Genomic DNA, 13,098 nt, shown 5'->3' with positions numbered 1-13,098 from the left:
AATCGCCAATAGCTCTCTATTCAGTTGAAGGTTTCTGAGAATCCAGCAGCGCTTGCTCTAACAAATGCTTCTGTATGGAAAACGCTTGGTCGCCTTCCTTCCGTTGAACATCCTCATAAGAAAGATCGCCTTGCAAAACCTGTGCCTTCACATTGTCCTTCAGTACGGGAAACAGATAGTGATCAATAATTCTGTGCTTCAACTTCTGGTTATCTATTGGGAAAATTGCTTCAATCCGCCTGAAGAAATTACGAGGCATCCAATCCCCGCTCCCGACGTATAGCCTCGGGTCTCTATCCGCATTCTCGAAATAATATATCCGACTATGCTCCAGAAATCGGCCCAATATGCTGCGCACAGTAATATTCTCACTCAATCCCTTTACTCCCGGGACAAGACAACATATCCCGCGAATAATTAACTCAACCTGAACACCAGCCTGAGAAGCCAAATACAGATTGTCTATTGTTTCCCTATCAGATAAGCTATTGATCTTAATGACAATTCTGGCAGGCTTGCCCTCTATGGCATTCTCCGTCTCCACCTTAATATACTCTTGCATCAGACGGTGATAATTAAAGGGCGAAACAATCAACTTCTGAAAATAAGGAGCCAATGCGAACCCAGTTAGGGTATTAAATAAATCAGCAACCTCATCAGTAATCTCCTGCCGAGCCGTCAAAAGGCTCAAATCCGTGTAGGAACGAGCCGTTTTCACATTGTAATTCCCTGTGCCTAAGTGCGCGTAACGCACTAAATCATTGCCCTCTCTACGCACCACTAAACAGCATTTGCAATGCGTTTTCAATCCAACAAGGCCATACACAACATGTACTCCTACTTCTTCGAGTTGTCGCGCCCAGGAAATATTATTTGCCTCATCGAACCGAGCCTTCAGTTCCACAAGCACTGTAACCTGTTTCCCGTTACGCGAAGCCTCCTTAAGTGCCTCAACAATAGGGGAGCCACCGCTCGTTCGGTACAGTGTCTGCTTGATTGCAAACACCTGAGGGTCTCTAGCAGCCTGTTGCACAAAGTCTATAACGGGAGCAAACGATTCGTAGGGATGGTGTAGTAGTATATCTTCCTTAGCGATTGCGGAAAATATAACCTCAGCGTTGGCCAGCACAGCAGGCAGATAGGGAGTGAAAGCTGGGAATTTAAGATCCGGCCGATCAATCATATCATATGCGCTAAAAAGCCGCATGAGATTAAGCGGTCCATTGATCCGAAAAACATATTCCTTCTGTAAATGAATTGCCCTTAAAAGTTGCTCAAGAAAGCCATCATCCACGTCCCTACGAATCTCTAATCGAACGGCCGCTCCACGACGGATCTTGTAAAGCTCTTCTTCAATCTTCTGGAGCAAATTCTCCACTTCCTCTTCGTCAAAGTACAAATCACTATTGCGAGTGATTCTGAATTCCCAAGCCCCCTCCACTGTGTATCCCGGGAAAAGGCGATCGGCAAAGGCTCTTAAAATGTCACTTAAAAAAACATAACTACTTGTCTCTTCGATATGAATCACTCTTGGAAGGATCCTAGGGACTGGGATCACTGCCATAATCCTCTCCCGTTCCTCGGTAGCGGGGTTAGAGAGCCAAGCCAGAATATTGAGCCCCTTGTTGATCAATTGAGGAAAGGGATGCGCGGGATCAATTGCTAAAGGGGTTAGGACAGGGTAGATCTGTTTTTCAAAGTAAGTTTCCAGCCAGCTGAGCTCTTTGGGGGTGAAATCCTTATTGGTCTTAAAGACAATGCCCTCCTCTTTTAGGGCGGGGGCTAGTGCTCTTTCCCAGCACTCGTACTGCTCGGATACGAGTTTGTTGGTTGTTTCGATTATGGCATGGAGTTGTTGCTTAGCATCTAAGCCGTCTATGCTTTTATAGGATGCTCCAGAGTCCACCTGTTGGATTAATCCGGATACACGAATCTCGAAGAACTCATCAAGATTCGTGCTCACGAATGAAAGGTAACGCATCCTCTCTAATAGAGGGTATTCCGGGGAGTAGGCCTGCTGGAGGACGCGTTGGTTGAAGGCTAGCCAGGATAGCTCGCGGTTGAAATAGATGGGTTTAGGGGGTTGGTTACTGGAAGAGGGTGAATTCACTATAAGTTCTGTATAAAGACTAGTGCTTTTGGAGCTCTCCGTTGATCACCCTTCCGGATAACTGTGTATTTTTTCCTATTTCTACTACATTACCTTGTACTTTGTTAGTGAAGGTTATGTTGCCTTGTATAAGGCTGTTGCCTTTGAGTTTGACGATCTGAGGTTTGCCGGAATTATTGTCTGCCACCGTAATATCTTGTGTTTGGCAATTATCAAGTTCAACTAATTCTGCTTGAGCGCTTAATGATTGTTTAAAGATGGAATCTTTGACCAGGAATAAGCCATTCACGGTTACCGGGCCTTGGAATGTAGATTCTTTGCACTCAGTGTTTCCTTGTAGTGAGGAATGGCCTTGTATAATGATCTTTTCTGCTTCAAGCGGGCCGAAAACGTTTAAGTCCTGGCCAATGCTGATTTCCTCAATATATGTTTTGCCTTTAGCATCTAATGATCCGTTGATTGTGGCTTCTCTAATTTTAGTTTTGCCTTGGACGCTAATGGTTCCCTTAACAAATAAATCTCTGGCCATAAGGGTTCCGTATACCATGAGACTTCTTTGGATTTCACTGTCTTTTATTTTGGTTAAGCCTGTCACAGTCAGATTGCCCTGTACGACTACATTTTTCATTTCCAGGGAACCGTAGACTATCGTATCTAGTAGCCAGCCATTATTGAATTTTGAGGGTCCGAAGTGGGTGCTGTTCTCCATGGGACCGTAGGTTTCCCATCTAGCCTCTTGGTTTTGATTATTCTCATTTGCTGTCAAAAGGGTGGGCGTGAGGCCGAGCATTAATGCGGCAAGAATGGTAATGATTGTGGGTTTTGTTTTCATGATCTGTTTGGGGTTGGGGTTAATTCCTTTTTAAAAGTAAGATAATATGAGTGGAAGGCGAAAAACGCTGGGTTTACCGGTTAGATTTATTCAATTTGAGGTCACCGTTGACGATTATTCCAGTGATGCGGGAGTCTTTGTCTATTTCTACCATATTTCCCTGGACGGTGTTATTAAAGGTAATATTGCCTTCGATAAGGCTTTTACCGAGAATTTTGACAACTTGTGGTTTGCTGGATCCCGTGTCTTGGAGGGTGATGTCTTTTGTTTGCACATCGATCAGCTTGATGAACATGCTGTTGATTTGAATGGGTTTCTCGAAAAAGGTATCTTTGGCTTGGAATGAGCCACTGATGTCCAATTCTCCTTGAAAGAGGCCGTTTTTACAATCAATGTTGCCGTTGAGTTTAGTAGGGCCTTGGATAACGAAGTCCTTGGCATCAAGCGGGCCAAAAGCGTTGAGGTTTTTTGACACATTAATTTCCCTCATGGACGTATTGCCTTTAACGTCCAGGGAGCCATCTATGGTGACCTCGCGTAACTCGGTGTTGCCCTGGATTTGAACATCTTCACGGACATATAAATCGCTTGCTCTAAGGGAGCCGGATACGAGAATACTCTTTTCGACCTCTACATTTCTTAATTTCACCCGGCCGCTTACGTTTAATGCGCCCCGTACAAGGACATTTTCCATTTCCAGAGAACCGTAGACAGTCATTCCCGGGAACCAACCATCACTGCATTTTGTGGGTCCGAAATGGGTGTCACCTTCTACTCTGCCCGATGTTTCCCATTTAGCTTCCTGGTCGGGTTTCTTGCCGTTTTTGGCATTGGCGAGCAGTATGGGGCAAGCAAAGAGCTGCAGACTGGTAATAAGGATAATTAGAGGGCGTATTTTTTTCATAACGAGAGGTGTTGTTTCTTTTGTTTTAAAACCAAACTTGTGTAGGAGCAAGGATAAAACTATGGTTGAGCGGGTGTTGTGGATTGCAGGCAGAGGCACAGCATCAGCCGCCAAGGGGGGATTAAAGTATGGACAAGGAATTGGATTGTATATATTATTTACCTGTTGATCGTTCTTAATATGATAGAAGGCAAGATACAGAAGCCCATTTTTGGGATAGGATTTAAAATATTAAATTGCGTTTGTTTTACGTTGATATCGATTGTAGCACGCTCTGTATTGTCGTCTGCAAGCGTATTTCAGCTTTTTTTTATGAGCATAGGAATTTCCTGCGCGATCATGTTGCCCTTTATGCTTTATAAAGGCTACCCGCTGCCGGATAGACGAGTTTGGCCGCATTATTTAGCGCTTGGGGCACTGGGAGTAGCCGGCATGACCTTATGGTTTCATGTTTTGACGCTTTTGCCGATTGCGTACGCGACCGCATTGAGCTACACAACCCCTTTGTTTACAACCATTTTGGCGATCATGGTCCTTAAGGAACAATTGCGCAAACGTCATGTCGTAGCCTTAATTGCGGGGTTCTTAGGCGCCTTGATGATCGTGCGGCCTGAGATGAGCACCCTGTTGTTAGGAAGTATGCTAGCGCTGATTAATGCTTTGATTTGGGCAACCTATGATTTAGTGACCAAGATGCAGACCGTGAGGGAGAAAGCCCCCGTGCAGGCCTTTTATGTACTGGTATTACACTTTATCTTTGCAGCACCCTTTGCGTTGATCGAGTGGAGCGCACCGACCCTACAGGAGTGGATGGGAGCCGGTATGATAGGAGTCCTGTTTATCCTGAACCTGATGGCATTGTTTAACGCCTACCGCTTGGCACCCTTGACGCTGTTGATGCCCTTTAGCTTTAGCCGCCTTATCTTTGCCTCTGTGGCGGGCATGGTCATTTTTAGCGAAGCGTTTTCCTGGAACACGATCTTGGGAGCAAGTGTTATATTTGCGAGTTCACTCATGTTGATTTTGTTGACTTACAGGGAGCGCAAAACGCCTGTTTTTGCAACGAGCAAAAGCTAGCTATAAGTTCGCTATTTTTTAGTATCTCCGTTTTTTTATTTTGGGCCGCGGGTTTCACTATAAAGTCATCATTTCTTATAATTATGAGGGCGCGTTTGTTTCACCTGAAACAAACTTGAGAATGAAAAAGTGATCAAAAGAGCACCTTTTTCCGGGACATTTTATGAAATTGGCTCTGAGCACCCTGCCGGAAAAACTGATTATGCGTAATATTTTATTCTTTATTTTTTAGTATTTTATACAAACGAATTGCAATCGAATGCGATACAAAATGATCATTTTTTATCCATTTTTACTCCATTTTTTAGGCATAAAATGCGGGGTTTGTTTCACCTGAAACAAACAAGGACAGGAATAGGTGAACGAATGAGCACTTTTTTGCAATCAAGATGAAGTTTTGCGATCACGATCTGAAACAGGCGGTGGATTCGGGCGCATAGATGGCTTTAGTGGGGATCCCCTGATATTGCTACAGGAAACTCAAGTAAAATAAGAAATTTGGAGCTTGGAATGTGAAGATTCACTAAAAAATTAACTGATTTGAGATTTTATTTTGTATTTGATTTTCATGCTTTATGTTTTGTGAGGAATCTGAATAAACATAGAGTTGTATTCATTAATAGGATACAAGTAAGCATGAACGCGTTGAAAAAATGCATAAGCAAAAATATGATTAGCCGATATATTATTTGACATCTTGGTAACGCTTCACTTCTATAGAACACAAAGAGGACACTTACCTATGACACTTACCCCAGCTAAACAAGCCCTCGTGGATGCTTTTGACAAGCACGTTAATGCCGAACTGAATAAAGATTTGGAAACAACGTTGGCAACGATGACGCCTGATCCGCACATTAACAACATTCCGACCTTAATTTGCGGTGAAGGTTTAGCAGGCGTTAAACAGTTTTATGGTAGCTTAATTCCTGAAGGGAAATTTTTTCCATCCGATACTGAGATGACCGTTATTTCTCGTACCATAGACGAACACCAGCTCGTGGATGAAATTATTTTTAAGTTCACGCACGACACTGAAATTGGTTGGATGCTTCCGAATATTCCACCCACGGGTAAGCGCGTTGAAATTCCATTGATTGTTATCGTTGGGTTTGACCAAGGCAAGGTGGCGCATGAGCATATTTATTGGGATCAAGCGAGTGTTCTCGTTCAAATCGGCTTACTTAATCCAGACGGCTTACCTGTGGCGGGAATAGAAACCGCAAATAAAATGGAAGCACTGAGAGAGCGGTACTATCAACAAAAATGATATCGTGAATCGGATGATTGTGCGGACATTCTAAAAGAATGCATTGACAAAGCGTACGTTTTAGCGTACATTTAGGTTATGGAAGACATTGTAAATGTTACAGAAGCAAGAAAGCAGATTTTTAACCTTGTTAAATCAGTGAATAAAACCCACAAAGCTGTTATAATCAAGGGAAAAGGGAAAAACGAGAGTGCTGTGCTTGTGAGCAAAGAAGATTGGGATAGTTTACAAGAAACTTTATTTTTGGAGAATATACCTGGGATGGCTAAATCCATTATTGAAGGGATGAAGACTACTACTGAAAAATGCTCTGAAACGTTAGACTGGTAAAATAGATATCGATTCACTTCATGCGTCTTATAGGGAATGAGTGAGGAATAGCTTGCATTACGGTACACATGAAATACAAATTGCTTTTTACGCCTTCGGCTAAGCGTGATGCGAAAAAAGTTAAGGCTAGTAATCTAAAGGAGAAAGCTCAAGAAATTCTGGAATTACTTGAGATAAATCCTTGGGCTAATCCCCCTGGATATGAAGCCCTTAAAGGGCGTTTGAAAGGCGCTTTTTCAAGACGAATAAACATTCAACACAGAATCGTTTATCAAGTGTTGGAGGAGGAGAAGACCGTAAAGATCCTGCGCATGTGGACGCGCTACGAATAATAAAGCGATTTACTTCACCACAATATTCACGCCTACCCGGAAAGGGTTTACCTTCTCCTGATTTTTATTGAAGAATGTGAGGAGGTTTGCTGGGGAAGCGAACGTTAAAGGCTTTAATTGGGTGCGCTTTTGGAGGCACTGGCAGGAGAGGGTATAGGAGGCCGTAGTCTTGAATGTCGCGTTTTTGGGGGCGTAGGGTGCTATTTTGAAATCAAAAGCTTCCTTAATGAGGGGGCGCTTGTATTGATAGGAGACCGTTTTATAAGGATCAATGATCTGCGGGGAACTCCTTCCGGCGTTGAGATCTTTGAGATCGAAGCTGATTTTCTTTGAGGTATTGTTGGCAACCGTGAACTCGAAGTTGTAATGCTTGATGCCGGTAGGCAGTGCTCCACTGCACGTGTATTGAAATAGCAGATACAAGAAGAAGACTAATAGGGTGTTAGCGCTTTTCATTGTATAAGGTAGGGGAGAGAGGGGGGTAACAAGTAACGAGATAGTGTGTTTTAAAGATTAAGCCTCATCTTCCTTTGTTTCGATGACGCGGGAGATGCCGACTAAGTAATCATCCTCAGCAAGGTTTACCAGGCGAACCCCTTGAGTGGTGCGACCGATTGAGCGGATACCCTTGACCGGAGTGCGGATAGCTTGACCAGAGTGGGTGAAGAGCATGATCTCATCATCCTCGCGAACACTTAACGCGCCGGCAACCTCATCTGCTTTGATCGCAATGATACCGCTACCGCCACGCTTTTGCGAGCGATAGGCATCGTAGTCGGTTCGTTTACCCTGACCCTTTGCGCTGGCGACGAGAAGCGTGGTTTCCCCTTCAACGACCTCCATTGCTTTAACGCAATCGCCCTCTTTTAATGAGATACCACGTACGCCGCGAGTGGCACGACCCTGGTCGCGTAATTGTTCTTCGGAGAAACGGATGGACATACCCTTTTGGGTGATCATGACAAGTTCATCATGACCGTGAGTGAGCTTTACGTTTACGAGCTCGTCATCCTCATCGATGTTGATGCCGATGATACCACCACGACGGAAGTTTGCGTAGTCGTTTAGATTTGTCTTTTTAACGACACCCTTGCGTGTTGCCATGACGAGGTGATTGTCCTCTGTGAACTCTTTGATACAGATCATTGCCGCGACTGTTTCATCCTTTTGAAGTTCCAGGACATTTGAAATAGAGCGACCCTTAGCGGTGCGAGAACCCTCTGGGATCTCGTATACCTTTTCAACATAGACGCGACCATTGCTCATGAAGAACATGATGTAATCGTGGGTGCTAGCCGTGAAGAGGTGGATAATAAAGTCATCATCATAATGACCTGTGCCGATGACACCCTTGCCGCCCCGTTTTTGAGAACGGTAAGAGCTGACGGAAGTTCTTTTAATAAAGCCCTTATGGGAGACAGTGATGATACAACCCTCGTTTGCGATGACATCTTCGATGCAGAATTCGCCCTCAGCGTCCACGATTTTTGTGCGACGCGGGGTATTGTACTTTTCACGCAGTTCCTTAAGTTCGTCCAAAATAACCTTCAACAAGATGGCCTCATTTTCGAGGATAGCATTGTATTCCTCGATAATTTTCATCAACTCTTGGTGTTCCTTCTCGATTTTTTCACGTTCAAGGCCCGTTAATTGGTACAGACGCATTTCGAGAATGGCATTTGCCTGTGTTTGGCTGAGAGGATATTTCTCCATCAACTTGAGGCGTGCCTCTTCTCTATTTTGCGCCGCCTTGATGATGCGCACGAAGTCATCCAAGTTATCCAAGGCGATTTTGTAGCCTTCGAGTAAGTGGGCACGTGCTTCCGCCTTTTGCTTACGATATTGCGTGCGGCGGTAAATGACTTCTCTGCGGTGCTCAACGTAACAGAGAATCATTTCCTTGATGTTCATTTGCTTGGGCATGCGTTTATCCAAAGCAAGAAGGATGACCCCGAAAGAGCTTTCGAGAGGCGTGTGTTTGTAAAGCTTGTTGATCAGAACACGAGGAACGGCACCGCGCTTGAGCTCGATGACGATACGGGTATTTTCATCTGATTCATCACGCAAGTCACTGATTTCATCGATGACTTTGGCTTGAACGAGCTCTGCAATTTTTGTGACGAGACCGGCACGATTGACTGCGTAAGGGATCTCTGTGATGACGAGTTGTTCCTTACCATTTTTTATCTCTTCGGAATGGACCGTGCCTTTAATGCGAACGATACCACGACCGGTTGTTAAATACTTCTTAATACCATCACGGCCGGCAATTGTACCGCCTGTAGGAAAGTCCGGACCCGGGATGTATTTAATAAGCTCACTGACAGCGATGCTTGGGTTATTAATAACCGCGATTGTGGCATCGATGAGCTCCCCTAGATTGTGCGGAGGAATGTTTGTCGTCATACCGACGGCGATACCTGTGGAACCGTTCAGAAGAAGGTTTGGTAGAGCGGACGGAAGGACGGAAGGTTCTACAGTGCTTTCCTTGTAGTTAGGAACAAAGTCAACCGTACCCTCATCGATATCATTGAGAAGCGTTTCGGCAATGGCGTTGAGGCGACACTCGGTATAACGATAAGCTGCGGGTGGGTCACCATCGATAGAACCGAAGTTACCTTGAGGATCTATGATAGGGTAGCGCATGACCCAGTTTTGAGCCATACGGACAAGCGTGTCGTAGACAGCGGTGTCACTATGCGGGTGGTAATTCTTAAGAACTTCCCCGACAACACCGGCACATTTATCAAAAGGACGGTTGTGGAGGAGGCCTTCACGGAACATGGCGTAGAGGATACGACGCTGTACTGGCTTAAAACCGTCTCTGGCGTCAGGAAGCGCGCGACTGACGATCACGGACATCGAATAATCGATGTACGCGGTTTTCATGATTTCCGTGATGTTTGTTGAAATGAGTTTTTCGTTTTCGGTGTACATGGGAAAAGTTATTTAATATTTAAATTGATATAATTAGACATCGAGATAGGACGTATTAAGCGCGTTATCCTCGATGAAAGCACGACGGGAAGGAACATCGTCCCCCATGAGCATAGTGAACATGGCGTCTGCGTCTGCGGCATCATCGATAGACACCTTGAGGAGGCGACGTTTTTCCGGATCCATCGTGGTTTCGAAGAGCTGTTTGGGGTTCATTTCCCCAAGACCCTTGTAACGCTGGATGGTGAGACCTCTACGACCAAGCGCCCGAATTTGTTCAATTGCCTCGATGATGGAGAAAAGCGGAATGATATTTTCGTTCTTCTGGCCCATGTTTTCGATGAGCTTGTAGCGAGGCATTTCCGATGGCGTAAATTGATTGATATCCAGGCCGAGAGTACTGAGTTCTTTGATGATCTTACTGATCTGCGAAGACTCGAAGATCTCGTTTACAGAAATGCGCTGTTGGACCTTTTGGCCGTTATAATCGACCTCTCTGGTAGAAGACGTTTCGTACATGTCTGCTGTTAGGCCGTATTCGACATAGAAGCGAGAACGCTCATCATCATCAAACAAGAAACGGTATTCCTCCTCATTACCCGTACGGATACGCGCGATGTATTGAGGGAGGGCATGTGTGTCCGGATGATGTTTGTCTAGGTAAGTGAATAGAGAACAACCATAGCGAGTGACACCGCGACCCAGATTCTCCAGGCGAGCAAGTGGCTCTACGATTTTATCTATCTGGACGCCCTGGAATTGGCGATTATCGCGTTCACGAATTAAAGTGACATCCTCTGTGCCGAGCTCGAGGAGAATACGGTTGAGATCTTGATCGTTATCCACGTATTGCTCGCGGCGTTTGCGCTTGATCTTATAGAGAGGAGGTTGTGCGATATAGACATAACCGGCTTCAACGAGACCACGCATTTGGCGGAACAAGAAAGTCAACAAGAGCGTACGGATGTGGGAACCGTCGACATCGGCATCTGTCATAATAATGATTTTATGATAACGACTTTTGGTGACATCGAAAGCGCCATCGCCGGTTTCGCCGATACCGGTACCGACTGCGGTAATAATGTTACGAATTTCTTGGCTGTTTAAAACTTTGTCGAGACGAGCTTTTTCAACGTTTAGCAATTTACCTCTAATGGGGAGAATGGCTTGGTAACGACGGTCACGACCCTGTTTTGCGGAACCGCCTGCGGAATCACCCTCAACGATATAAACTTCGCACAACTCGGGAGCTTTTTCAGAACAGTCTGCCAGTTTACCCGGGAGGCCACCACCGTACAAAGCGCCCTTACGAACTGTTTCGCGAGCCTTACGAGCTGCTTCTCTGGCACGAGCCGCGTTTAAACTCTTTTCAATAATGCGTTTTGCGATCGCAGGCTGTGTTTCAAAAACATACTTTAAGTGATCGCCTACAATGCGCTGCACAATACCATCGACCTCGCCATTGGAGAGCTTTGTTTTGGTTTGCCCTTCGAAACGCGGTTCAGGTACTTTTACGGAAATAACAGCGGTAATACCCTCGCGAACATCGTCACCGGTGAGTGCGGGATCTTTTTCCTTAACAATATTATTGGCTTTGGCGTAGTTATTAATAACACGCGTTAAAGCGGTGCGGAAACCGGAGAGGTGGGTACCGCCCTCGATATTGAAAATGGAGTTTGCGTAGGCGTAAATTTGGTCGTTGTAGGTATCGTTGTATTGTAACGCGACATCGACAATGATCTTACTATCCTCTTTTTCGGGATTAGCGAGTTCTTCGCCGGTGAAATAGAGAGGAGTGTCGTGTAATACCGTTTTATTACGATTTAAGAAAGCTACATATTCCGCGATACCCTTTTCGAACTTGAAGAGCTCGGCCTTTTCGATCCGCTCGTCTGAGAGGTGAATGGTGATGCCTGGGTTTAGGAAAGCGAGTTCACGAAGACGCTTGGCGAGGATATCGTATTTAAATTCGCGGGTAGTTTGGAAGATTTCGGGGTCCGGTAAAAAAGTGATTTTGGTACCCGTTTTTTTTGTTTGGCAGATGATGTGCATCTTTTTAGTCGTTTTACCCTGAGAGAACTCCATGCGGTAGAGATTACCATCACGGGCGACCTCAACACTAAAGTCTTCAGAAACAGCATTTACGCACTTGGCACCTACACCATGAAGACCACCAGATACTTGATAGGCACCCTTGCCGAATTTACCCCCGGCGTGGAGGTTTGTCATCACCAATTCTAAGGCAGGGATATTGTATTTAGGGTGGATATCTACGGGGATACCACGGCCATTGTCCTCTACGGAGCAAGAGCCATTTACGTGGATAGTGACGGTGATTTCATTACAGAAAGCTGCGAGCGCTTCGTCAATGGAATTGTCCACGATTTCAAATACGCAGTGGTGGAGACCCCGTTCATTAGTATCTCCGATATACATATCAGGGCGTTTGCGTACACCCTCTAAGCCTTCCAGCTTTTGGATTTTAGAAGCATCGTATGTTGAGTTGTCGGATTTCATATTGGTAGGACTTTCGTCTAATGTACTGGAATCAGTCATAAAAGTAAATTTAAGCGTTAACAGGATTTATGATAAGGGGGGGGATGGGCAGCGTAAAGCGGAAAAGCTCGATTAGGGGCATAAAAGTAAAGAAACGGGCTTGTTTGTGGAAAACAAGCCCGAAAAGAGGTTAAAATACATTAAAGTAGCGGATTAGTGAGCCATGAGCCCAATGCCTAATATAATAAACGCAATGAGGGTAAATAAGAGTTTACTAAGATCCTGGGAGGAAGCTTGTGTTTCTAATTCTATGATTTGAGTAACCACCTCATTGATGGATTTTTTTGCATTAAATGATATTTTATCTTCACTATCGAGGAGTTTAGAGTACTGCTTGCAAATTTCGGTTACAATTTCATAGGTTGAGAGGGTATGGTCCATTTCCGAGTAATCCTCATCATTCTCATTGATATTGGCAGATTCGTTTTCTAAATTTTTTACAGATGAGCATAATGAGGCCAACGCAACCGTTACTCCCAGAGCACTCGTCAAGTTGTCCAAGTTAAACTCGTTCACATCCGGGTTGAGGATGAGATGACTATTGGAAGCTGATTGGTAGAAGTCTGTGTTTATATATGCATCAACCGTATATTGCTTATCTTTTTCGTGAGCGGTTGTAATTGTTGTAACCAGATCGATGAACTGTTGCGCGAGCTTGGAAAGATCTGTTGTAAGTAAACCCATGCCGTATGTTGTGAATGTATTATTGAGCGCCTTTGTGAGGTCTTGAGGTGTGATGATAAGGTGAGG

The 13,098-nt window shown here is 44.7% G+C and carries 10 protein-coding genes and 1 pseudogene; 4 read left to right on the top strand and 7 right to left on the bottom strand.

The annotated features are described in order from the left end of the window. Nucleotides 1-16: 16 nt before the first annotated feature. The 3 genes from AUJ82_00265 to AUJ82_00255 form a co-directional block, all read right to left on the bottom strand. Entirely contained in the window at nt 17-2,071 is a 2,055-nt protein-coding gene (locus AUJ82_00265) for an RNA degradosome polyphosphate kinase (protein OIO60924.1), read from the bottom strand. A 58-nt stretch (nt 2,072-2,129) separates the two neighbouring features. Continuing rightward, entirely contained in the window at nt 2,130-2,942 is an 813-nt protein-coding gene (locus AUJ82_00260) for a hypothetical protein (protein ID OIO60838.1), read from the bottom strand. 73 nt (nt 2,943-3,015) lie between these two features. Beyond that, the gene (locus tag AUJ82_00255) at nt 3,016-3,960 is read right to left on the bottom strand and encodes a hypothetical protein (GenBank protein ID OIO60837.1); all 945 of its coding nucleotides are present in this window, start codon (nt 3,958-3,960) and stop codon (nt 3,016-3,018) included. Between the two features lie 66 nt (nt 3,961-4,026). On the opposite strand from AUJ82_00255, the gene AUJ82_00250 reads away from it, so the two are divergent. The 4 genes from AUJ82_00250 to AUJ82_00235 all read left to right on the top strand — a co-directional run bounded on the left by AUJ82_00250 (nt 4,027) and on the right by AUJ82_00235 (nt 6,855). Further along, nucleotides 4,027-4,923 carry a hypothetical protein gene (locus tag AUJ82_00250; protein OIO60836.1) on the top strand — a complete coding sequence of 299 codons (897 nt, stop codon included), beginning with the start codon at nt 4,027-4,029 and terminating at the stop codon, nt 4,921-4,923. A gap of 742 nt (nt 4,924-5,665) precedes the next feature. Further along, a complete protein-coding gene (locus AUJ82_00245) occupies nt 5,666-6,193 on the top strand; it encodes a carboxymethylenebutenolidase (GenBank protein OIO60835.1) in 528 nt (175 codons plus the stop codon). Nucleotides 6,194-6,271: 78 nt separating this feature from the next. Beyond that, nucleotides 6,272-6,523: an antitoxin gene (locus AUJ82_00240; protein ID OIO60834.1), complete on the top strand. Its 252-nt coding sequence runs from the start codon at nt 6,272-6,274 to the stop codon at nt 6,521-6,523. Between the two features lie 68 nt (nt 6,524-6,591). Then, the gene (locus tag AUJ82_00235) at nt 6,592-6,855 is read left to right on the top strand and encodes a toxin of toxin-antitoxin system (GenBank protein ID OIO60833.1); all 264 of its coding nucleotides are present in this window, start codon (nt 6,592-6,594) and stop codon (nt 6,853-6,855) included. Between the two features lie 9 nt (nt 6,856-6,864). Here AUJ82_00235 and AUJ82_00230 read toward each other — a convergent pair whose 3' ends face one another. The 4 genes and pseudogenes from AUJ82_00230 to AUJ82_00215 all read right to left on the bottom strand — a co-directional run bounded on the left by AUJ82_00230 (nt 6,865) and on the right by AUJ82_00215 (nt 13,098). Beyond that, the gene (locus AUJ82_00230; protein OIO60832.1) at nt 6,865-7,311 is read right to left on the bottom strand and encodes a hypothetical protein; all 447 of its coding nucleotides are present in this window, start codon (nt 7,309-7,311) and stop codon (nt 6,865-6,867) included. Between the two features lie 57 nt (nt 7,312-7,368). After that, on the bottom strand, nt 7,369-9,792 hold the full coding sequence (locus AUJ82_00225) for a DNA gyrase subunit A (protein ID OIO60831.1): 2,424 nt from the start codon (nt 9,790-9,792) through the stop codon (nt 7,369-7,371). A gap of 33 nt (nt 9,793-9,825) precedes the next feature. Continuing rightward, nucleotides 9,826-12,348, bottom strand: coding sequence for a DNA gyrase subunit B (locus AUJ82_00220; protein OIO60830.1), 2,523 nt, complete (start codon nt 12,346-12,348; stop codon nt 9,826-9,828). 153 nt (nt 12,349-12,501) lie between these two features. Beyond that, a pseudogene (locus tag AUJ82_00215) lies at nt 12,502-13,098 on the bottom strand (hypothetical protein).

This window comes from Verrucomicrobia bacterium CG1_02_43_26 (assembly GCA_001872735.1).
Classification (GTDB): Bacteria; Verrucomicrobiota; Verrucomicrobiia; order Opitutales; family CG1-02-43-26; genus CG1-02-43-26.
The sequence above is the reverse complement of the archived record's forward strand: the minus strand, read 5'-3'. Positions and strand labels throughout refer to the sequence as shown.

Coding starts and splice junctions, on each gene's coding strand:
- AUJ82_00260 (OIO60838.1), bottom strand. CDS start 2,942: ATGAAAACAAAACCCACAATCATTACCATTCTTGCCGCATTAATGCTC.
- AUJ82_00250 (OIO60836.1), top strand. CDS start 4,027: ATGATAGAAGGCAAGATACAGAAGCCCATTTTTGGGATAGGATTTAAA.
- AUJ82_00245 (OIO60835.1), top strand. CDS start 5,666: ATGACACTTACCCCAGCTAAACAAGCCCTCGTGGATGCTTTTGACAAG.
- AUJ82_00240 (OIO60834.1), top strand. CDS start 6,272: ATGGAAGACATTGTAAATGTTACAGAAGCAAGAAAGCAGATTTTTAAC.
- AUJ82_00235 (OIO60833.1), top strand. CDS start 6,592: ATGAAATACAAATTGCTTTTTACGCCTTCGGCTAAGCGTGATGCGAAA.
- AUJ82_00230 (OIO60832.1), bottom strand. CDS start 7,311: ATGAAAAGCGCTAACACCCTATTAGTCTTCTTCTTGTATCTGCTATTT.
- AUJ82_00225 (OIO60831.1), bottom strand. CDS start 9,792: ATGTACACCGAAAACGAAAAACTCATTTCAACAAACATCACGGAAATC.
- AUJ82_00220 (OIO60830.1), bottom strand. CDS start 12,348: ATGACTGATTCCAGTACATTAGACGAAAGTCCTACCAATATGAAATCC.